Annotated in this window: 18 protein-coding genes and 2 tRNA genes; 9 read left to right on the top strand and 11 right to left on the bottom strand. The window is 69.7% G+C overall.

From position 1 onward, the window contains the following. Positions 1-238: 238 nt before the first annotated feature. Positions 239-997: a transposase gene (locus HNR01_RS04885; protein ID WP_183666946.1), complete on the top strand. Its 759-nt coding sequence runs from the start codon at positions 239-241 to the stop codon at positions 995-997. Between the two features lie 745 nt (positions 998-1742). Here HNR01_RS04885 and HNR01_RS04880 read toward each other — a convergent pair. Both HNR01_RS04880 and HNR01_RS04875 read right to left on the bottom strand, forming a co-directional pair. Further along, a tRNA-Arg gene (locus tag HNR01_RS04880) sits at positions 1743-1819 on the bottom strand. A gap of 46 nt (positions 1820-1865) precedes the next feature. After that, positions 1866-1942: transfer RNA gene (locus HNR01_RS04875), tRNA-Pro, on the bottom strand. A gap of 573 nt (positions 1943-2515) precedes the next feature. On the opposite strand from HNR01_RS04875, the gene HNR01_RS04870 reads away from it, so the two are divergent. Next, a complete protein-coding gene (locus tag HNR01_RS04870) occupies positions 2516-3547 on the top strand; it encodes a LysR family transcriptional regulator (RefSeq protein WP_309236162.1) in 1032 nt (343 codons plus the stop codon). A gap of 85 nt (positions 3548-3632) precedes the next feature. On the opposite strand, the gene HNR01_RS04865 is transcribed toward HNR01_RS04870, so the two are convergent. The 3 genes from HNR01_RS04865 to fdxA all read right to left on the bottom strand — a co-directional run bounded on the left by HNR01_RS04865 (position 3633) and on the right by fdxA (position 6223). Next, positions 3633-4505: an RNA polymerase factor sigma-32 gene (locus HNR01_RS04865; protein WP_017484286.1), complete on the bottom strand. Its 873-nt coding sequence runs from the start codon at positions 4503-4505 to the stop codon at positions 3633-3635. 279 nt (positions 4506-4784) lie between these two features. Continuing rightward, positions 4785-5381, bottom strand: a complete 597-nt coding sequence (locus HNR01_RS04860; protein ID WP_012456050.1) for a CarD family transcriptional regulator — start codon at positions 5379-5381, stop codon at positions 4785-4787. Between the two features lie 503 nt (positions 5382-5884). After that, positions 5885-6223 carry a ferredoxin FdxA gene (fdxA, locus tag HNR01_RS04855; protein ID WP_017484287.1) on the bottom strand — a complete coding sequence of 113 codons (339 nt, stop codon included), beginning with the start codon at positions 6221-6223 and terminating at the stop codon, positions 5885-5887. 474 nt (positions 6224-6697) lie between these two features. Here fdxA and HNR01_RS04850 point away from each other — a divergent pair, with 474 nt between their 5' ends. The 3 genes from HNR01_RS04850 (at position 6698) to greA (ending at position 8902) form a co-directional block, all read left to right on the top strand. Beyond that, positions 6698-7312, top strand: coding sequence for a hypothetical protein (locus tag HNR01_RS04850; protein WP_183666944.1), 615 nt, complete (start codon positions 6698-6700; stop codon positions 7310-7312). Between the two features lie 90 nt (positions 7313-7402). After that, on the top strand, positions 7403-8389 hold the full coding sequence (gene acuI, locus HNR01_RS04845; RefSeq protein ID WP_183666941.1) for an acrylyl-CoA reductase (NADPH): 987 nt from the start codon (positions 7403-7405) through the stop codon (positions 8387-8389). A 48-nt stretch (positions 8390-8437) separates the two neighbouring features. Next, entirely contained in the window at positions 8438-8902 is a 465-nt protein-coding gene (gene greA, locus HNR01_RS04840) for a transcription elongation factor GreA (protein WP_017484290.1), read from the top strand. 127 nt (positions 8903-9029) lie between these two features. On the opposite strand, the gene HNR01_RS04835 is transcribed toward greA, so the two are convergent. From HNR01_RS04835 to HNR01_RS04815, 5 genes are all read right to left on the bottom strand, one after another. Beyond that, positions 9030-9974: a ribose-phosphate pyrophosphokinase gene (locus tag HNR01_RS04835; protein WP_017484291.1), complete on the bottom strand. Its 945-nt coding sequence runs from the start codon at positions 9972-9974 to the stop codon at positions 9030-9032. A gap of 152 nt (positions 9975-10126) precedes the next feature. Further along, entirely contained in the window at positions 10127-10354 is a 228-nt protein-coding gene (locus HNR01_RS04830; RefSeq protein WP_017484292.1) for a DUF4170 domain-containing protein, read from the bottom strand. A 153-nt stretch (positions 10355-10507) separates the two neighbouring features. Then, positions 10508-12085: an exodeoxyribonuclease VII large subunit gene (gene xseA, locus HNR01_RS04825; RefSeq protein ID WP_183666939.1), complete on the bottom strand. Its 1578-nt coding sequence runs from the start codon at positions 12083-12085 to the stop codon at positions 10508-10510. A 683-nt stretch (positions 12086-12768) separates the two neighbouring features. Then, positions 12769-12993: a hypothetical protein gene (locus tag HNR01_RS04820; protein ID WP_017484294.1), complete on the bottom strand. Its 225-nt coding sequence runs from the start codon at positions 12991-12993 to the stop codon at positions 12769-12771. A gap of 88 nt (positions 12994-13081) precedes the next feature. Next, positions 13082-13828, bottom strand: a complete 747-nt coding sequence (locus HNR01_RS04815) for a hypothetical protein (RefSeq protein ID WP_183666937.1) — start codon at positions 13826-13828, stop codon at positions 13082-13084. An 82-nt stretch (positions 13829-13910) separates the two neighbouring features. Between HNR01_RS04815 and purD the strand changes: the two genes are divergently transcribed. The 3 genes from purD (at position 13911) to HNR01_RS04800 (ending at position 16464) form a co-directional block, all read left to right on the top strand. Beyond that, positions 13911-15218: a phosphoribosylamine--glycine ligase gene (gene purD, locus HNR01_RS04810; RefSeq protein ID WP_183666935.1), complete on the top strand. Its 1308-nt coding sequence runs from the start codon at positions 13911-13913 to the stop codon at positions 15216-15218. Continuing rightward, positions 15218-15658 (top strand): nucleoside deaminase, encoded by a 441-nt coding sequence (locus HNR01_RS04805; protein WP_017484297.1) that lies wholly within the window; start codon positions 15218-15220, stop codon positions 15656-15658. Before purD ends, HNR01_RS04805 begins: the two co-directional genes overlap by 1 nt. Positions 15659-15762: 104 nt before the next feature. Beyond that, on the top strand, positions 15763-16464 hold the full coding sequence (locus HNR01_RS04800; protein WP_183666934.1) for an SDR family oxidoreductase: 702 nt from the start codon (positions 15763-15765) through the stop codon (positions 16462-16464). A 184-nt stretch (positions 16465-16648) separates the two neighbouring features. Here HNR01_RS04800 and HNR01_RS04795 read toward each other — a convergent pair whose 3' ends face one another. Then, entirely contained in the window at positions 16649-17566 is a 918-nt protein-coding gene (locus HNR01_RS04795; RefSeq protein WP_183666932.1) for an alpha/beta fold hydrolase, read from the bottom strand. Positions 17567-17866: 300 nt separating this feature from the next. Between HNR01_RS04795 and HNR01_RS04790 the strand changes: the two genes are divergently transcribed. After that, entirely contained in the window at positions 17867-19966 is a 2100-nt protein-coding gene (locus HNR01_RS04790) for a putative bifunctional diguanylate cyclase/phosphodiesterase (RefSeq protein ID WP_183666930.1), read from the top strand. Positions 19967-19977: the final 11 nt, after the last annotated feature.

The following is a 19977-nucleotide window of genomic DNA, read 5'->3' as shown; positions in this document are numbered from 1 at the left end:
TGCGCATCGACAATCCGTCATTCTGATAGAGTTGGTAGGTGCTCTTCTAGCTCACGGCTCTGCCGTGACAGTATGTGCAATCGCCGGTAGCCGTAGCCCAGCCGAACGGCAGCGAGCTCTTTCTGCCGCGCTCGCAACACCATCGGCTAATGCGAGGGCTTCCTGTTGCGCTGTGATGACAGGCGAAGTCCGGTGACGTGACAGGCTCACCGCTTTTTAATCCCACCGGCTTTTGGGGTTGACCGGCGCCTTCGCGGTGAACTGCGGGCTTCGCCGCCTGCGTTTCAGCAGGATCTGCAGCATCGAGCGGTTCAGCGGAGGTTGGCCCCGGCGGGTCGGCGGCGCTTGGCGGGCGCTGCCAGCCGGCTTTCCGCCCTCGCGCACGGTCTACGTCTGGTTCCGGCGCCGGATCGAGAAGGGGCTGTTCGAGAGCCTGATGCGCGCTCTGGCGCGCCGACAGCGTCGCCGTTGCAGCCGCCGTGCGACGCCCTGCCTTGCCATCATCGACGCGCGCAACGTCAGATGCCTCGGGGTGCGCGGGCCGCGTGGCTACGACGGGGCCATGAAGCTGGTTGGGCGCAAGCGCGTGGCGCTGGTCGGTGCAGAAGGCCACGTCCTGGCACTGGCTGTCGTGCCCGCCAACGTTCAGGACCGCGACACCCTGACGGCCCTTGATAACGGCAAGGCGGCGTGGCCCAACCTGCGCTTGGCCCTTCTCGACGGCGCTTTCACCGCCGAGCGGTGCCATCTGCACGGCATGCGCCACCGCGTTGTTGAGAAGAACCCAGATCAGAAGGGCTTCGTCGTGCTGGAGCGGCGCCGGCTCGTGGAGCGCACCTTCGGCTGGCTCAGCCACTGGGGCTGCCTGCTGCACGAGCGCGCAGGCCGCCTCGACGTGGCGACCGGCCGCCTCGCCTGTGTCGCCGCCTCATGGCCGTCACTGCCCTCTACAATCCAGCCTAAAACCGCGACTCAAACAGGTTCTGAGTGCGCCTGAGCCCCTCGCCCGCACTTCTGCTGCCGCCTCGCCCACTCGATTGCTCCTGACTAACGTGGTCCGCGGCGTGCTGGCGAGTGCGCACCACCGCGGCATCCAAGAAGTGCAGGTCCCAGTCGAGGTCGCTGCCCGTATCCGCCTGCGCCTGCAGCTGCTGCAGCAATTGGTCGGAGACGCTTGCTCTACGACAGTGGTTGAGCCCTGCTCGACATGGTCCCGACAACGCCATAGCGCGCTGGTAGGGCCCTTTTAGGGAGCCACTCGTGCGCAGGATAAGGCATGCTGTTGAGGGCTCGGCAGAAATCCTCGGCTGGCCTAACCGTGCGCGGCTGGTGCGAAGGCAGCAGGACAATCTGCTTCCACTGCGCGTCACTCAGCTCGCAGCATCGCATCGTCCACATGGGGCCGACCGTCGAATCGCATTCCGTGGGATGGAAAGCAGTCAGTGTCTGCTAGGCCCACGCACCGACGTTCGATGAGCACTTTAGCGAACCTACCGACCGAACATCGTTCACCGGCGGACAAAAAATTCGGTTGGTGTGGATGAGGGGTGAGGGGCAGGATCACCCATGAAACTCACCAGCATCGCTCAGTGGTATGCCGTGGCAAAAGATGAGCTTCGATTTTTTTTCCGATCCCTCGTAGGGGTTCGGCTTTTACCTTCCCCGCTTCCCATGTGCTTCCCAAGCCAAATTTCTGGGAAGCGCATCAGCGATGCCTTGCAAGCTAACTCTTTGAAGGAAAATGGCGCGCCCGAAAGGATTCGAACCTCTGACCCCCAGATTCGTAGTCTGGTGCTCTATCCAGCTGAGCTACGGGCGCCCTTTTTTCATTCCTCGACGCCTTTCCAGGCGTTTCTCTTCTTTCTTGGTCGGAGTGGCAGGATTTGAACCTGCGACCCCCACGTCCCGAACGTGGTGCGCTACCAGACTGCGCTACACTCCGATGCCGCCCCCCGAGGGCCGGCGAGCGGGCTTATAGCCGGCACTTTTCCCGGTCGCAAGCGGGTTGCCGCCTTTCGAGGCGCTTCTTTCGGCTCAGCGGAGCCATTTTGCCCTGCTGGACAGGGGAAAGTCACGGGTAAGCCTATGTGCGGCAACGGTATTTAAAAAATTCACACGCCGGGCCGAGGTGCCGCGAGGGGGGGGCCCGCCGGCGTGTCTTCGCGCCGGTTGCTCACCTTCAGGCCGATCGGATGACGCGTCCGGAGAATCCAGCGTCCTGGCCTGCGCCGGTGCGCGTCTCACACGGATCGAGCCGTAACGGACGCATCCGCGCGGCGAGAGTGGCTTGGGCAGACCGGACCCACGCGGCCAGATCCCGAGGACGGGACCCGAGGCCATGGTGGCCGTCTCGCAAGCCTCCCCGCGGCTCCTTCCGTGCCAGCCCCGGGATCGGTCGGAGCAGCCAAAGGTTGTGCGGCTATTGTTCCATAGTGCGAAACTATTTTTCCGCGCGAACTCTGCTATGCTCGCTGTGGTTATGGGCGGATGTGTTAGACGGCAAGGAGGGTTGCGCGTGGCTTCCGTTCAGCGGCCGGGTGCGCAGTCACGTAATGACTGGGTGGACCGCGCAAAGATGCCGCATCCTCAACTGCTACGCGACATGGCGCTCTTCGTCGAAGTTGCCCGAAGAAAAAGCTTTAGTCAGGCCGCGGCGGCGCTCGGGATGCCGATTTCTTCCCTGTCTCGCCGAATTACTATGTTTGAGTCGATGGTGGGGTTGCGGCTCCTGGATCGCACCACCCGCAAGCTGGCGTTGACCTCCTACGGCGAAGCCTACCTCACGCAGGTTTCCCGCCTCGTCGACGAGGCGCAGCGGACCTTCGACGACATGATGGCCGTGGCCAAGGGGCCGAGCGGTTTTCTCAAGCTCGCCGCGCCGCCGGATTTCTGGGTGCTGCGCCACCTGTCGGGCGTGATCACGGAGTTCTCCGCCCTCCATGAGCACATCCATGTCCATGTCGATCTGAAGCCGGCGCCCATCGATCTGGTCGGCGACAATTACGATCTTGCCGTCGCCATTGAGGAGCCTCGGGAGACCTCGCTGATCGTGCGCAAGGTCGCCGAGGTCGAGAACGGAATCTTCGGTTCGCCCGCCTACCTCGCCGAGCGCGGCACGCCGGTGTCGCCCATCGATCTCGAAGACCACCAGGTCATCCTGCCGATGCAGGGCACCTCCGCCACCTGGACGCTCAAACGCGGGGAGGAATCCGTCGCGATCACCGTGGGCGGTCCCCTGTCCTGCAACTCGCTGAGCCTGGCCCGGCGTTTTGCTGTGGCGGGTCAGGGACTGACCCGAGCCAACGTCATCAACGTGGACAACGACCTCTCCACCGGGCGCCTCCAGCGCGTCCTGCCGGATTGGAACCTGCCTTCGACGCCGGTCTACTTCGTCACGACCTCGCGACTCCTGCCGGCGAAAGCGCGCAGCTTCATCGATTTCGCCACGAAGCGCCTCGCCGCCGTGCTGGCCAACGCCTCGGGCGACACGCGCCGCGGCGGCGCGCGCGCCGGCCGTTCCGCCGAGCGGGTCGCCCTGTCGCCCTGAAGGCGGTCGAAGCGGCCCCCCGAGCCTCGAACGCAGAAAGGGCGACGCGGTGGCGTCGCCCTTCGCTTTCGGCGCGGTCGGACGATCAGGCGTAGACGCTACTCGGGGCCTGCGGGAACTTCTCGGCGAGCGCCCGGCGCAGCTTCTCCAGAGCCCGGTTCTCGATCTGGCGAACGCGCTCCTTCGAGATGCCGAGGCGATGGCCCAGCGCCTCGAGGGTCGCCTGATCCTCGGCCAGCCGCCGCTCCCGCAGGATGCGCAGCTCGCGCTCCGAGAGCACCGTGAGCGCCTGCCGCAGCCAGACCAGCCGGCGCTCGCCGTCGACCAGCGCGGACACCGTCTCGTCGGGAAGGGCGGCGTTGTCGACGAGGAAATCCATCCGCTCGGAAGACGCCTCGCTCTCCTCGCCCACGGGGGCGTTCAGCGACATGTCGGGACCGGACAGGCGTGCATCCATCAGCGCCACATCCTCGCGGGACACGCCGATCGCGCTGGCGATCCGTCCGTGGATCTCGGAGCCGACCTGCTCCTCGGTGGACTGCATCAGGCGGGCGCGCAGGCGGCGCAGGTTGAAGAACAGCGCCTTCTGCGCCGAGCTCGTTCCGCCGCGCACGATCGACCAGTTGCGCAGGATGTAGTCCTGGATCGAGGCGCGGATCCACCACGTGGCATAGGTCGAGAAGCGGACATCCCGCTCCGGCTCGAAGCGGGCGGCCGCCTCCATCAGGCCGACATGGCCCTCCTGGACGAGGTCGGCCATCGGAAGTCCGTAATGGCGGAAGCGGCCGGCAAGCGCGATCACGAGGCGCATATGCGCGGAGATCAGGCGGTGCAGGGCACGCTCGTCGCGCGCCTCCTTCCAGGCCACCGCCAGCCCGCGTTCTTCTTCCCTCGCAAGGAACGGCGCCTCCATCGCTGTCCGAATGAACTGACGCCGCATCCCCGCGATCTCTGCCATCCCCGCCTCTCTCGTTCGAGCGTTCTTGGTTCGAGCGTTCCGGATCAACCCGCCTGCGTCTCTCGGCCGGCGAAACGCCGGGCGCGACCATGGGGCGAGCCATCCGTGGCAGAGGCACAACACATCCGTGCGACGCTTGTTCCCTGCGGGCGCGTGGCGCCGGCGACGAAAGGGTCAAGAGGCATATGGGCGGCACATGAAAAAAGGGCCCGGCGTGGCGCCGAGCCCTCTGGTTAACAAATACGAACCGTGCAGCGATCCGATTCGGCGTCCGCCGTTTCAGGCGGCCTCCTCCTGCACGTCGTCGTCGCCCTCGGCGTCGGCTTCCGCCTCGGCATCGGCCTTGGCGCGGCGCGGCGACTTGGCGAGGCTCTGCTCGATCAGCTTGAGCGCCTCGGTCTCGGTGATCCGGTTCACCGAGGAGATCTCGCGCACGACGCGGTCGAGGGCGGCCTCATAGAGCTGGCGCTCGCTGTAGGACTGCTCGGGCTGGGCCTCGGAGCGGTACAGGTCGCGCACCACTTCCGTCACCGAGATCAGGTCGCCGGAATTGATCTTGGCCTCGTATTCCTGGGCGCGGCGCGACCACATCGTCCGCTTGATGCGGGCGCGGCCGGTCAGCACGTCGAGAGCCTTCTTGACGAGTTCGGGCTCGGCGAGCTTGCGCATGCCGACGCTGTTGGCCTTCGCGGTGGGTACGCGCAGGACCATCTTGTCCTTCTCGAACGAGACGACGAACAATTCGAGCTTGTAGCCCGCGATCTCCTGTTCCTCGATCGCGGTGATCCGCCCGACGCCGTGCGCCGGATACACGACCGCCTCGCCGGTCTTGAAGCCTTGGCGGCCTGCTGCCGTCGTCTTCTTGGCTGTGGTCATGCGGAATGAGCCTCCACTGTCATCCACGCGGGGCGCGTCCACGCCCGCACGCTCGTCACCTCCGGGGCGGGACACCCGGCGCATGCCCCTGTCCGGCAGCGCGCCGTCGAGGCGCTGGCCGGTTCCCGGGCTCTCGCGTTGCTCCCACCACACGAAAGAACGCGCCGGGAGCGAAATGCTTCCGGCGGTCGATCGCAGCCAACCTCTTTTCCAGAAAGATGGAACTCGCCGAGTGAGCGAGAGGAGGGGGCGCATCGGGCGTGAGCGACGGCGAGCCCTCATGTAACACGAACGGGCCGGCGAATCAAAGGATTGCCGGCGCGCGAACGCGTCTCCGCATGGGAGGATCGAAGGTTTTGCACGGCTCGGAAAGAGCGTTGCCGGAGCCTTCGATGGATCTTTCGAGGGAGGCCGCGGCGCGTTCGGATATCCGATCTGGACCGGCGGCCTGCGGCGAGAGGCCGCTCCGCTGCGCAGGGCGTTTCGCCCCGCGGCGGAGGCGGTCAGTCGCCGGAGCCGGGATTGGGCGAGAAGTGCGCCTCCAGCTTGCCGCTCACCCCGTCCCACTGCTTGGCGTCGGCGGGGGCGTCCTTCTTCTGCGTGATGTTGGGCCAGGTCTTGGCGTAGTCGGCGTTGAGCTTCAGCCAGCTCTCGAGGTTGCCCTCGGTGTCGGGCTTGATCGCCTCGGCGGGGCATTCCGGCTCGCACACGCCGCAATCGATGCATTCATCGGGATGGATGACGAGCATGTTCTCGCCCTCGTAGAAGCAATCCACGGGGCACACCTCGACGCAGTCCATGTACTTGCACTTGATGCAGTTGTCGGTGACGACGTAGGTCATGGGCCGTTCGGTCCTTAGATCCGCTTGTCCTCGCGGGGTCGGGCGAGCCTCTCATCGGCCCGCCACCCGCGGCCTTGGCGCGGATGCGATCCCCTCGTGCGGCGGGGTCGCGATCCGGGCGCCGCCGCCGCCCGATTTGGAAGCGCTCTAGCCCCTGGCCGAAGGGCTGACAAGCACGCCCTTCCGCCTGCCCTCCCCTGCGCGGCGTGGAGGGTTTTTCGGCAACGCCCTCTCGCGCCGCCGCGACCTCGTCCGACTCCGCCCGGAGGACAAGACGACAAGTCGATCCGGCGCGTTCAGACCTGCGTAGTCTTAGTCGTTGGTTAATTTTACTGTCTTCGGCAATTGAACTTGTCCAGCAGGCAACCTTGGCCGCTATCTGGACGTCGAATGGCACGCCGCCGAAAACCCCGGACCGGGCACGCGGTGGTGCCGAGATCGTCCCGACGTCACGTCGTGTCCCGAGGTTGTTCCATGGCCGTCCCCCTGCTCCGCCCGAGCCTCTTCTCCTCCCTTGCCCTCGTTGCCGTTCCGGTCTTCGCCTCGGTCTTTGCCCTCGCTGTGCCGGCACGGGCCGGGGGGGCTTGCGTCAGCGCCGAATGCTATCGTCGCGTCGTGACGCCGCCGGTTTACGATACCGTGTCCGAACGGGTGCTGGTCCAGCCGCCGCGCACCGTCTACCGCACGACGCCGCCGGTCTACGACACCGTGTCCGAGCAGGTTCTGGTCGCCCCCGGCGGGCGCCGCTGGGAGACGCGCTACGACGCCAACGGCCAGCTCGTCGGCTGCTGGATCACCACGCCGCCGCGCTACGCGGTGCAGACCCGCCGCGTGCTGGTGCGCCCGCCGGAGGCGATCCCGGAGACCCTGCCGCCGGTCTACACCACGACGCAGCGCCGCGTGCTGGTGCAACCCGCTCGCGCCGCCTGGGTGCCGGCCGGCGCCGGGCTGGATTACGGCCCCGGTCCCAGTTATGCCGCCGCCGGAGTCGGCTCGATCCCGGACGCCTTCGGCCTTGCCGGTGCCTCTTCCGCGGACATCTCCGTGGGCCTCGGCTTCTCGCGGGGCAGCATCTACGACGGGTATTGAGACGCCCTCTCGGACGCCCGCGCCGGCGGGCTTGATTCGAGGCGCGATCGCCGTAGCTCTTTCTCCGGCGCGAGCGGGAGGGAGCAGATCATGGCGGCGTTCAGAGCCTGGGTGATCGAGAGGGGCGAGACCGGTCAGAGCCTCGCCCTGCGCGAGTTCGACGAAGCCGACCTGATGGACGGCGACGTAACCGTGCGGGTCTCCCATTCTGGCCTGAACTACAAGGACGGGCTCGCCATGACCGGCCGGATGCCGGTGGTGCGCCGCTTCCCCATGATCCCCGGCATCGACTTCGCCGGCACCGTCGAGTCCTCCGACCATCCCGATTACAAGCCCGGTGATGCGGTGGTGCTCACCGGCTGGGGCGTCGGCGAGACCCATCTCGGCGGGCTGGCCGAGCGCGCCCGCCTGCGCGGCGACTGGCTGGTGCCGCTGCCCGAGGGGCTGAGCCCGGCCGAGGCGATGGCGATCGGCACCGCCGGCTACACGGCGATGCTCTCCGTTCTCGCCCTGGAGCGGCACGGGCTCACGCCCGAGGCCGGGCCGGCCCTGGTGACGGGCGCTTCCGGCGGCGTCGGCTCGGTGGCGGTGGCCCTCCTGGAGCAGGCCGGCTGGCACGTGATCGCCGCGACCGGCCGCGCCGGCGAGGCCGATTACCTGAAGAGCCTCGGCGCGGCCGAGATCCTGGAGCGCGAGGCGCTAGCGGGCGAGCCGCGTCCGCTGGCCAAGGAGCGCTGGGCCGCCGGGATCGATGCGGTCGGCGGACGGGTTCTCGCCAACGCCCTGTCGATGACCCGTGGCGGGGGCGCCATCGCTGCCTGCGGCAATGCCGGCGGCATGGATCTGCCGAGTTCCGTCGCGCCCTTCATCCTGCGCGGCGTCTCGCTGCTGGGCATCAACAGCGTGACGACGCCGCAAAAGCCCCGCCGCGAGGCCTGGGCCCGGCTCTCGCGCGACCTCGACCGCGACCTTCTGCGGCGGATGACGCGGACGGTTGCCCTGGACGAAGCCGGGAGCCTCGCCGAGACCCTGCTCGAGGGGCAGGTGCGGGGCCGCACGGTCGTCGCCATCGGCTGAACCCGCACGCGCGGGAACCGCGGTGCAGGCTTAGAGATTGCGTATCTTATGAGCAGAGCATTCGTCCGTGAACCGGAAGGCGGTGAGGCTTTCGAGGATCTTCCCGACCGCCCGATCTCGTCCCACACCAACTTCGTGACGCCCGAGGGGCTCGCCCAGATCGAGGCCGAGGTGGTGCGGCTGGAACAGGAGCTGTCGGGGCTCTCGCCGCAGCAGGACAAGGCGGACCATGCCCGCCTCTCGCGCGACCTGCGCTACTGGAGCGCGCGCAAGAACTCGGCGCAGCTCGTCGAGGCGTTCGAGGGCGACGTCGTCCGCTTCGGCGCGACCGTCACCGTCCTGCGCGAGGACGACACCCGGCAGACCTTCCGCATCGTCGGCGAGGACGAGGCCGACCCCGCGTCCGGCTCGATCTCCTACGTCGCGCCGCTCGCCCGCGCGCTCACCGGCAAGAGCGTCGGCGACACCGTCACGGTGAACGACCACGAATTCGAGATCGCCGAGATCCGCTGAGGCGGAGGTCGAAAGTTTTCGAAAGGACCAGTCCACGGGTCCAGGGCAGAGCCCTGGTCTAAGGAAAACCGGGGCTCTGCCCCGGCACCCCGCCAAAGGGCTCGCCCTTTGGGAGCGCGAACTCAGATCAGGTGAACAGGCTCGATACGCTCGATTCCGTCGCCGTGCGTCCGATCGCCTCGCCGAGCAGCGGCGCGATCGAGATCACGCGGATGTTGCGGGCGAGCTTCACGGCCTGCGTCGGCAGGATCGAGTCGGTGATGACGAGTTCCTTCATCCGCGAGGCGGCGATGCGCGAGACCGCGCCTCCGGAGAGCACGCCGTGGGTGATGTAGGCCGATACGTCCCGGGCGCCGGCGTTGAGCAGCGCCTCGGCCGCGTTCACCAGGGTGCCGCCGGAATCGACGATGTCGTCGACGAGGATGCAGGACTGGCCCTCGACGTCGCCGATGATGTTCATCACCTCCGACTCGCCCGCCCGCTCGCGGCGCTTGTCGACGATGGCCAGCGAGGCGTCGATGCGCTTGGCGAGCGCCCGGGCGCGCACCACGCCGCCGACGTCCGGCGAGACCACCATGCGCTCGCCGGGTGCGAGGCGCTCCTTGATGTCGCGCACCATCACGGGAGCGGCGAACAGGTTGTCGGTGGGGATGTCGAAGAAGCCCTGGATCTGGCCGGCATGGAGGTCGAGGGTCAGCACGCGGTCGGCGCCGGCCTCGGTGATGAGGTTGGCGACCAGCTTGGCCGAGATCGGCGTGCGGCCCGAGGTGCGCCGGTCCTGCCGGGCGTAGCCGAAATACGGGATCACCGCCGTGATGCGCCGCGCCGAGGACCGACGCGCGGCGTCGATCATGATCAGCAGCTCCATCAGGTGGTCGTTGGCCGGGAACGAGGTCGACTGGACGATGAACACGTCCTCGCCGCGCACGTTCTCCTGCAGCTCGACGAAGATTTCCATGTCGGCGAAACGCCGGACCATGCAGCTCGCCAGCGGCAATTCGAGGTAGGCGGCGATCGCCTCCGCGAGCGGGCGGCTCGCGTTGCCGGCGATGATCTTGATGGACGACGTCATGCCGGGCGTCTCTCGGCTCACTCTTCAGTCATTCGCGGGACGCGCGCGAAACGATTACGTCCGAGACCGCACAAGCATCCGGCCGCGCGGCTCATACCAGCGACACCCTGCCGTCACAATGGTTTCGTGGATCCGGTCCCGCTCAACCGGGGTCACGGTTCGAGCAGGCGGTGGAGATGGACGATGAAGTAGCGGGTCTGCGCACTGTCGACGGTCGCCTGCGCCTTGGAGCGCCACGCGGTCTGGGCCGAGGCGTAGTCGGGAAAGATGCCGACGATGTCGAGATCCTTGATGTCCCGGAAGCGCACGCCCGAGACATCCTCCAGCTCACCGCCGAACACGAGGTGGAGCTTCTGGTCCGAGTCGATCGTCGTGGTCACGCGCCTCTCCTGCGGGATGCCGGGGCCCGCCGCCACTGAGGCAGGAGCCGTGCCGCTCGGTCGCAGAGCCGGCCGGGCCGGTCAAGCCGCCTTCCGTGCAGGGAGGGGGTGACGCGGGGGCGGGGCGAGCATGATCACGCGGGGTTCACCGCATCAGAACAGCGATCCCTGACGCGCCGCCGGCTCGGTGGGGCCTTCCGTGGCCTTGGCCGCCGGCTCGGGCGCGGCCCGGCGCGGGGCGCGCTTCGGGCGCGGCGGGGTCGGGGCGTCGGCAGGGAGCGCAGCAAGAGGCGCGGCAGCGGGATCGGTCGGCGCACCCTCGGGACGCACGAAAACCGCGCCGTCGGCGAACTGGAGCTGGAGCCGGGCGGCCTCGGCGGCGGCCTCGGCGGAGCGCACCGGCAGACCGTTGGCGTCGCGCACGAGCGCGTAGCCGCGGGCGAGCACGGCCTTGTAGCTCAGCGCCCCGAGCAGGCCGGCCTGCGCCCCGAGCCGGTCGCGGCGGCGCTCGACGATGCGGGCGATGGCCGTGCGCGGGCGGTGGTCGATCCCGGCGAGCCGCGCCCGCGCCTCGGCGAGCGCGATCGCCGGCGAGCGCCGGGTCAGCCGGTCGGCGAGGCGGTTCAGGCGCTCGCGGGAATCGCGGGCGTTGGCGGCGAGCGCGGGCCTGAGCCGCGCGTCGGCGAGGTCGAGGCGCTGTCGCTTGGCGGCAAGGAACGCGTCGGCGCCGGGAATCGCCCGCACGAGCGCGCGGAAATCCGCCCGCTCGCGCTCGATCCGCCGCAGCATCGTACCCGCCTGCCGGGCGCCGAGATCGTGAATCTGTGCGCTGAGTTCGGCGCGCACCGGCACCGCCATCTCGGCCGCGCCCGTCGGCGTCGGCGCGCGGCGGTCGGAGGCGAAGTCGATCAGCGTGGTGTCGGTCTCGTGGCCGACCGCCGAGATCAGCGGGATCCCGGATTCGGCGGCGGCGCGCACCACCGCCTCCTCGTTGAAGGCCCAGAGATCCTCGATCGAGCCGCCGCCGCGGGCGACGATCAGCACGTCCGGCCGCGGGATCGCCCCGTCGGGGGCGAGCGCGTTGAAGCCCCGGATCGCCGCGGCGATTTCCTCGGCCGCCCCCTCCCCCTGCACCCGCACCGGCCAGACCAGCACGGGGCGCGGAAAGCGGTCCTCCAGCCGGTGCAGGATGTCGCGGATCACCGCGCCGGTGGGCGAGGTGACGACGCCGATCACCCGCGGCAGGAACGGGATCGGCCGCTTGCGGTCCGCCTCGAACAGCCCCTCCGCCGCGAGCTGGCGCTTGCGCTCCTCCAAGAGCGCCATCCAGGCGCCGATGCCGGCGGGCTCCATCGCGTCGATGACGATCTGGTACGAGGATTTTCCGGCAAAGGTCGTGATCTTGCCGGTGGCGACGACCTCCAGCCCCTCCTTGGGCTTCTGACGCAGGCGCCCGAGCACGCCCTTCCACACCACCGCGTCGATCTTCGCCGTGCCGTCCTTCAGCGAGAAATAGGCGTGGCCCGAGCCGTGCGGCCCGCGGTAGCCCGAGATCTCACCGCGCAGGCGGACATGGCCGAAGGCGTCCTCCAGGGTGCGCTTCAGGGCGGCGGCGAGGTCGCCGACCGACCATTCGGGGGCGTTGGCCTGGAGCAGCGCCGAGGGCGCCGGCTCCCCCGGCGACGGGGCTGCGGCGGCGGTCGCAGGACGTGGCGGGGGCACGAGCGGCATGGCTCCGGACGCTAGGGAACGGGCTCGGGGAGGTAAAGGCCGGGCAGCCGATCGGTTGGGGAAGGGCGGGCGGGTGTGGCGCGGCGGCCGCGTCCGCATCCCTCTTCGCCCCTGGGCGGGCACGAGCCATACCCAGCAATCGGCGCCGTCATCTTCGATGTCGAAGCGCAATAATCGGGCAAATTTGCCCATGTGGAAGACCTAAATCGTTTTGCTCGGCACGGGTAGCAGTTAAAAGGTTGGCATATTCCCGATTGCGCGCGATCGATATTTTGAAATCCGCCGCTACGGCGTCGAAGAAGGGAAAAATCGCGACAAAAACGCCATCAATACATCTGCCGTCTGGCGGACCTGCGGTGCCGACGAAAGGGAAGGCCGTAAAGGCTCAATCGGAGACCGGCACGCAGCCGCGTCATCAGATCATCGCCGGAGCAGGTCGGTTTCGACCGGGCGCGCGCCGGCTTGGCGGATGCGGAGAAGATCCGGGCGAGCCGCGACGTGAGGCGGGATCGGGTGCTTTGGCATCTCCGGAGGAGGTGGAACGCATCGCTCCGAAGTGGCAGGCCGCCGCCTTGCGTCGGCGGCCGGGCCTGGGCGGAGGCGCGCACGTCCTGCACGAGACGGCGCTCCGGATGCGGCGGACCCTCAAGGAGGTGCGGTCGGCGGCGAGGGGAGCCCGGTGATCAGATCAGACGCGTGAGGATCAGCGCCGCCATCACGGTCGGAGCGGCCGCAGCGGCCATGGCCCAGGGCCAGACCGGGCCGAGGCGGGAGTGACGGTTGTCGTTGGCGGCCCGGGGCGCCGAACGGCGCTGGACCACGTAGTGCGACAGCCGAACGATCGGACGCTCGCGGGGCGGGCGGGAGGGGGAGGCGATCGAGTGGCGACAGATCGGCATGGCGATCATCAACAGGCGAGTCCGGCTAACCGTTCCGTCCGGCGCGCGGGATAAGGTGATCCCGGGCGCAAGGCGGACGAGAGGCCGCACCGGCCGCTCACCACAGCGAGAACTCGGTGGCGAAATCCGTCGTTCGCAACGGGCATTTCGGCGCCGGGCAGGGATCGGCCGGCACGGTCGCGAGCCCTCCATCCGCCCCCTCCTCGAAGCGCAGGCGCACCGGCGGGTCGTCCTCCCTGGCGTAGGCGAGCCGCACCTCGAAGCGCACGGCATCGAAGGCCTTGCGGTCGGCGTAGACGATGACGTCGCGGGAGACGGACTCGCCCGGATTGAGTTCGGAGGGTTCGCTCGGGAGCGCGGTCGCGCCGGAGAACAGCAGCCCCTGACGCAGCATCGGCGCGCCGTTCTCGCGCCGGTAGTCGCGGGCGGAATCGACGCTCGCCGTGCCGGACAGGGAGGCCCGGAAGGCGGCCGCCCGTTCCGCCCGCTCCGCCTCCCCCTGCGCGCCCGGTTCGGAGAAGCGGGTGCGCAGGCCGACCACGGTGTAGGTAAGCCCGAGCACGCGCACGCCCGCCTGGCCGACATTGGTGCGCGTCACGGTCGAGCGGATTGCCACCCGGTCGCCACGCTCGCCGACCCGGGCGAGGTCCGTCTTCACCGAGACCGAGGGCGGGGCGAGCCCCGGCTTGATCCGCGCCTCGTAGACGAAGGTGTAGACGCCCCAGGCCCCGGCTCCGAGGATCGCCAGGGTCTGCACCAGGGTGTTGGCACCCTCCAGGCCGAGCCGGCGCCGCGTCCGATCCGGTCGCCGATGGTTGTCCTGGTGACGATCTCGCGGTGCCATGCGGCGGGTTCTCCCTTGCGTTGCCGGGGCAAACGCGAAACGCCCTTCCCCCGGCCCAAGATTTTTTGGATAGGGTCTCGTCATGACCGAGCCTTTCTCCATCCTGCTCATCGGCTCCGGCGGGCGCGAGCACGCCCTGGCCTGGGCCATCGCCAAATCGCCGCTCTGCGCGAAGCTGTTCGTCGCGCCGGGCAATCCCGGCACGGCCCGGCACGGCGAGAACCGGCCGGATCTCGCCGTGTCCGATCACGCCGCCGTCGTCGCCTTCTGCAGGTCCGAGAAGGTCGGGCTGGTGGTGGTGGGGCCGGAGGCGCCGCTGGTCGCCGGGCTCGTCGACGACCTGCAGGCCGCCGGCATCCCCGCCTTCGGCCCGACCAAGGCTGCAGCGCAGCTCGAAGGCTCGAAGGGCTTCACCAAGGATCTGTGCGCCGAGCACGACATCCCGACCGCCGCCTTCGCCCGCTTCACCGAACTGGAGCCCGCGCTCGCCTATCTGCGCGAGCGCGGAGCGCCGATCGTGGTCAAGGCCGACGGCCTCGCCGCCGGCAAGGGCGTGACGGTGGCCGAGTCGCTGCCCGAGGCGGAGGCCGCCGTGCGGGCGATCCTCGACGGCAGCGAGGGGGGCGCTCTCGTCATCGAGGAATGCCTGTTCGGCGAGGAGGCGAGCTTCTTCGCGCTCTGCGACGGCACCCGCGCGATCCCGATCGGCACCGCGCAGGACCACAAGCGCGTCCATGACGGCGACCGCGGCCCCAATACCGGGGGCATGGGCGCCTATTCCCCCGCCTCCATCGTCACACCGGAGATCGCCGAGACGGTGATGACGCGGATCATCGCGCCGACCCTGGCCGGCATGGCCGCCCGGGGCACGCCGTTCGCCGGCATCCTCTATGCCGGGCTGATGCTGACGGATGAGGGCCCGAAGCTGATCGAGTACAACACCCGCTTCGGCGATCCGGAGGCGCAGGTGCTGATGCCGCGCCTGTCCGGCGACCTCGTGCCGGCGCTGCTGGCGGCGGCCGAGGGGGATCTCTCCGGCGTCTCGATCGGTTTCGACGCCTCCCGCGCCGCGCTCACCGTGGTGATGGCGGCGCGGGGCTATCCCGGCGCGGTGACCCGTGGCACCGAGATCCGCGGCGCCGAGGCGGCGGGGGGCGTGGCGGAGGACGGGACGGTCCTGGTGTTCCAGGCCGGCACCCGCCGCGACGGAGACCGGCTGCTCGCCGATGGCGGCCGGGTGCTCGCCGTCACGGCGCTTGGCGCCAGCGTGCGGGAGGCGAAGGACCGCGCCTACGCGGCGGTGCGGCGGATCGATTGGCCGGACGGATTCTTCCGCAGCGACATCGGCGGCCGGGAGGTCGCCCGCGAGGCGGCTTCCACCGACGCGTAATGCCCGATTTCCTCGACCTCGCCTTCTCCGCCGCCCGTGAGGCCGCGGCGCTCGGCGAGGTGCCGGTCGGTGCGGCCGTGGTGCGGGACGGGACCGTGCTCGCGGTCGCGGGCAACCGGCCGCGGACCCTGTCCGACCCCACGGCCCATGCCGAGATCCTGGCGATCCGCGCCGCCTGCGCCGCGCTGCGCGACGAACGGCTCACCGGCTGCGACCTCTACGTCACCCTGGAGCCCTGCCCGATGTGCGCGGGCGCGATTTCCTTCGCCCGCATCCGCCGGCTCTACTACGCCGCCGCCGATCCCAAGGGTGGCGGCGTCGAGCACGGGCCGAGGGTGTTCAACCAGCCGACCTGCCACCACGCCCCGGAGGTGTATTCGGGTTTTCGCGAGGGCGAGGCGGCGGGCCTCCTCAGGGCGTTTTTCACGCAGCGGCGGTGATCCGGAGGGCGCCCCGGCGACGGGGGCGCCGCGTCGGGCGTCGAACCGCGGCGGCCTGCGGCGCGTTCGATCCCTCGTCCTCCAAACCGAACCGGAGCCCTCGCATGGTCCCGACCTACCAGCGCGCCCTGATCGTCGGGGCCGGCCCCGGCCTGAGCGCCGCGCTGGCGCGCCTGTTCGCGGCGGAGGGGCTGAAGGTCGGGCTCGCCGCGCGCAACACCGAAAAACTCGGCGGCCTCGCCGCGGAGACGGGGGCCGTGCTCCATGCCTGCGACGCCACCGATCCGGGCGCGGTCGAGGCCCTATTCCCCCGGCTCGAACCGGCCCTCGGCGGCGCGCCGGACGTGGTGGTCTACAATGCCAGCGGCCGGCTGCGCGGCGCCACCGTCGATCTCGATCCGGAGGCAGTGGCCCGCGCGCTCGCGGTCTCGGCCTATGGCGGCTTTCTCGTGGCCCAGGCCGCCGCCCGGCGGATGCTGCCGCATCGCCACGGCGCGATCCTGTTCACCGGTGCCTCGGCGAGCGTGAAGGGGTTCGCCGGCTCCGCCCCCTTCGCCATGGGCAAGTTCGCCCTGCGGGGCCTCGCCCAGAGCCTTGCCCGCGAGTTGCAGCCCCAGGGCATCCACGTCGCTCACATCGTGATCGACGGCGCGATCCGCTCCGCCGCCCGTCCCGATCCGGAGGGGCGCCCCGACGCAACCCTCGACCCGGATGCGATCGCCAAGAGCTACCTCGCGCTCCTGCGCCAGGATCGCAGCGCCTGGGCCGACGAGATCGCCCTGCGCCCGTGGGTCGAGAGCTTCTGAGGGGTTGGGCCGTCGCCGGTCGTTGGTTCGGTGCGGCTTCCGTCATTCCGAGGCGCGATAGGCGAATTCGAAATCCACGGCGGGCCTCGACGGCGCCGTGTTTCCCGCATCACCGATAGATCCCGGGTTCCGCTCCGCGGCCCCGGGATGACGGGAGCCGGCACCGAGGCGATCGGTCGGACATCTACGCCGCCAGGAAGCTCTGCAGCGCCCGCAGCGTTGGCTCCGGCGCCTCCTCGGCCATGAAGTGGCCGGAGGCGATCCGCGCGCCCTGCGCCTGCGGCGCGAAGGTCCGGTGCCATGCCGCCAGCGCGGTCTCCGGCTTGTCGTGATCGAGATAGGACTCGCTCGCGAGCACGAGCACCGGCATCGCCAGCGTCCGTCCCGCGGCGAGGTCGTTGCGGTCGGCGGCGCGGTCCGGTCCGTCGGCGCCGCCCGCCCGGTAATCCTCGCACATGGCGTGGATGCGCTCGGGCACGTTCCAGGCCTGTCGGTAGAGGGTGAGCGCGCGGGCGTCGAAGGCGGCGAGGTCGCGGCCTGCGCTCCAGCCGCGCAGCAGCCCCTCGAAATAGCCGTCCGGGTCGCGGCGGATCGCCTCCTCCGGTTCCGGGGCGGGGCGGGCCAGGAACGGCCAGTGCGGATTGGCGCCCGGCTTCGCCTCGATGCGGGTCCACTGGACGTCCGTCGGCACGATGTCGAGGATCGCGAGCCGCTCGATCCGGCCCGGCTCGTCGAGGGCGAGCCGGTAGCCGACGCGGGCGCCGCGATCATGGCCGGCCAGCGCGAAGCGCACATGGCCGAGGCGCTCCATCACCGCGACGATCTCCGCCCCGAGCCGCCGCTTGGCGTAGGCGTTCTCCCCGCCTCGCGAGTCGGGTGCGGCCGACCAGCCGTAGCCCTTGAGGTCGAGGGCAATGACGCGGTGCGTTTCGGCCAGCGCCGGTGCCAGGCGGTGCCACATGGCGTGGTTCTGCGGGAAGCCGTGCAGCAGGAGGAGCGGCGGTGCGTCCCGCGGGCCGCCGGCCCGTCCGAACCAGCGGTCCGCCGGCCCCTCGATCCAGAGCGGCTCGAAGCCGGGAAACAGATCGTCGCCTTCCGCCATCCGCCGTCCTTCCCGCTCCGCTGCTCCCGTGCCACGGATAACGGTTCCGCGCGGGGAAGTCTCCGGCGCCGGTGGCGGCAGGGCCATTCAGGGTCGTCACGGCCATCACGAACTTGAGGTTGGTCGATGCAACCTGGCGGTATTTCCACGTGCCTGCGCAATCCAGGTGACGGTCATCCGTCTCCGCTGCACTTGGATCGATGCAGGTCAGGCAAGAATTTAGGCAACATGGCGAAGATGTGGGCATGAGGAAATATTTACATTTGACCTCGCAGAATCCGGCACGCCTACGGTGGTGCCATGCCCCTGAACGACCTTGAAGAACTGGCGCGGATCGCCTTCGACTGGCTCTGGGCCACCGATGCCGAGGACCGTTTCCGCTATCTTTCCCCCGGTGCCGAGCGCCTTCTGGGCCGCCCGCCGGAGAGCCTGATCGGGCGCGCGCGCGAGACCCTGGCCTTGGCCGGGGAGGAGGCGAACCTCCCGCAATACCGCGAGGCGATCGCCGCCCGCCGCCCGTTCCGCGACCTGACCTACGTCTATCGCCATCCCGACGGCGCGCCGCGCTGGTTCGAGATCAGCGGCCGGCCCCATTTCTCGCCCGAGGGCGAGTTCCTGGGGTATCAGGGCGTCGGCAGCGACGTCACCGAGCAGCATCGGACCCGGCGCGCCCTCGTCGAGGCGCATGCCCAGCTCAGCGAGCAGAACCGGCGCTTCGATGCCGCCCTGGAGAACATGACGCACGGCCTGTGCATGTTCGATGCGGAGCAGTGTCTCCTGGTGTGGAACCGGCGCTACCTGGAGATCTTCGGCCTGTCGGAGGACGCGGTTCATGTCGGCATGAGCCAGCGCGCGATCATCGAGGCGTTGGTGGCGCTCGGGCGCTACAAGCGCGGCGCCACCGTCGATGCGATCAGCGAGGGGACCCGCACCTCGCTCACCGAAGTCGGGCTGAACTCGGTCCTGCGCGAACTCGCCGACGGACGGGTCATCGCCGTGACCCACCGGCCGATGGCCGGCGGCGGCTGGGTGGCGACCTTCGAGGACATCACCGAGCGGCGGCGCAACGAGGCGCGCATCATCCACATGGCCCGCCACGACGGGCTCACCGACCTGCCCAACCGCACCCGCCTGCGCGAGATCGGCGCCGAGCTGATCGAGATGCCGAGCACCGGCATGGGGACGCGGGTCGCCGTGCTCTGTCTCGACCTCGACCGGTTCAAGCCGGTCAACGACAGCTTCGGCCACGCGGTGGGCGATTCCCTGCTGCGGGCGGTGGCCGAGCGGCTGCGGGGGCACGTGCGCGGCCACGACGTGGTGGCCCGGCTCGGGGGCGACGAATTCGCGGTGATCTCCCGCGTCGAGGATGCGGCCGGAGCGATCGTGCTGGCCGAGCGCCTGATCGCCGTGGTCGCCGCGCCCTACCGCCTCGACGGGGTCACCGTCGAGATCGGGATGAGCGCGGGCATCGCCCTGGCCGAGGGCAGCGTGCCGCAGGACATCGAGCGCCTCCTCAAGGAGGCGGACATGGCCCTCTACGAGGCCAAGGCCGGAGGGCGGGGCACCGTCCGCCTGTTCGAGCCGCAGATGGACGAGACCCTGCGCGAGCGGCTCGACCTCGAACGCGAACTGCGCGAGGCGCTCGCGCAGAACCGCTTCGAACTGCACTATCAGCCGCTCGTGGACCTGTCCGATAATCGCATCACCGGGATGGAGGCGCTGGTCCGCTGGCGCCATCCCGAGCGCGGCCTCGTGAGCCCGGCGGTGTTCATCCCCCTGGCCGAGGAGACCGGCCTGATCGTGTCGATCGGCGAGTGGGTGCTGGGCCAAGCCTGCCGGGATGCAGCCGCCTGGCCCGACGGGATCAGCGTCGCGGTCAACGTCTCGCCGCTGCAGCTGCGCCACCGCAGCTTCGTCCAGAGCGTGCTCGGCGCCCTCGCGAGCAGCGGCGTGAAGGCGAGCCGCCTGGAGCTCGAGATCACCGAGAGCGTGCTCCTCGACGACACCGAGATGAATCTCGAGACGCTGCACACCCTGCGCAAGCTCGGGGTGCGCATCTCCATGGACGATTTCGGCACGGGCTACTCCTCGATCAGCTACCTGCGCCGCTTCCCCTTCGACAAGATCAAGATCGACCGGTCCTTCGTGCGCGACTGCGCGGCCCAGTCGGAGGCCGGAGCGATCATCCGCGCCATCGTCAGCCTGGGGGCGAGCCTCGGTATCACCACGCTCGTCGAGGGTGTCGAGACCGAGCCGCAGCTCGCCACCATCCGGGCGGAGGGCGCGCAGGAGGTGCAGGGCTACCTGTTCAGCCCGCCCCGGCCGGTCCACGAGATCGCCGCCCTGCTCGAGGCCGGTGCCGCGTCCGAGGGGCGGCCGGCACGGACGCTGGCGGCCTGACGGACCTTCGG

Origin of the sequence: Methylorubrum rhodesianum (assembly GCF_014199985.1) — a bacterium.
GTDB classification, from domain to species: Bacteria; Pseudomonadota; Alphaproteobacteria; order Rhizobiales; family Beijerinckiaceae; genus Methylobacterium; species Methylobacterium rhodesianum.
This window is presented reverse-complemented; position numbering and strand designations above follow the sequence as displayed.

What these genes read in the sequence shown, in the direction of transcription:
- HNR01_RS04805 (WP_017484297.1), top strand. Translation starts at nt 15,218, where the DNA reads ATGCCCGATTTCCTCGACCTCGCCTTCTCCGCCGCCCGTGAGGCCGCG.
- HNR01_RS04860 (WP_012456050.1), bottom strand. Translation starts at nt 5,381, where the DNA reads ATGACCACAGCCAAGAAGACGACGGCAGCAGGCCGCCAAGGCTTCAAG.
- HNR01_RS04795 (WP_183666932.1), bottom strand. Translation starts at nt 17,566, where the DNA reads ATGGCGGAAGGCGACGATCTGTTTCCCGGCTTCGAGCCGCTCTGGATC.
- HNR01_RS04850 (WP_183666944.1), top strand. Translation starts at nt 6,698, where the DNA reads ATGGCCGTCCCCCTGCTCCGCCCGAGCCTCTTCTCCTCCCTTGCCCTC.
- HNR01_RS04865 (WP_017484286.1), bottom strand. Translation starts at nt 4,505, where the DNA reads ATGGCAGAGATCGCGGGGATGCGGCGTCAGTTCATTCGGACAGCGATG.
- acuI (WP_183666941.1), top strand. Translation starts at nt 7,403, where the DNA reads ATGGCGGCGTTCAGAGCCTGGGTGATCGAGAGGGGCGAGACCGGTCAG.
- HNR01_RS04835 (WP_017484291.1), bottom strand. Translation starts at nt 9,974, where the DNA reads ATGACGTCGTCCATCAAGATCATCGCCGGCAACGCGAGCCGCCCGCTC.
- greA (WP_017484290.1), top strand. Translation starts at nt 8,438, where the DNA reads ATGAGCAGAGCATTCGTCCGTGAACCGGAAGGCGGTGAGGCTTTCGAG.
- HNR01_RS04815 (WP_183666937.1), bottom strand. Translation starts at nt 13,828, where the DNA reads ATGGCACCGCGAGATCGTCACCAGGACAACCATCGGCGACCGGATCGG.
- HNR01_RS04800 (WP_183666934.1), top strand. Translation starts at nt 15,763, where the DNA reads ATGGTCCCGACCTACCAGCGCGCCCTGATCGTCGGGGCCGGCCCCGGC.
- HNR01_RS04820 (WP_017484294.1), bottom strand. Translation starts at nt 12,993, where the DNA reads ATGATCGCCATGCCGATCTGTCGCCACTCGATCGCCTCCCCCTCCCGC.
- purD (WP_183666935.1), top strand. Translation starts at nt 13,911, where the DNA reads ATGACCGAGCCTTTCTCCATCCTGCTCATCGGCTCCGGCGGGCGCGAG.
- fdxA (WP_017484287.1), bottom strand. Translation starts at nt 6,223, where the DNA reads ATGACCTACGTCGTCACCGACAACTGCATCAAGTGCAAGTACATGGAC.
- HNR01_RS04790 (WP_183666930.1), top strand. Translation starts at nt 17,867, where the DNA reads ATGCCCCTGAACGACCTTGAAGAACTGGCGCGGATCGCCTTCGACTGG.
- xseA (WP_183666939.1), bottom strand. Translation starts at nt 12,085, where the DNA reads ATGCCGCTCGTGCCCCCGCCACGTCCTGCGACCGCCGCCGCAGCCCCG.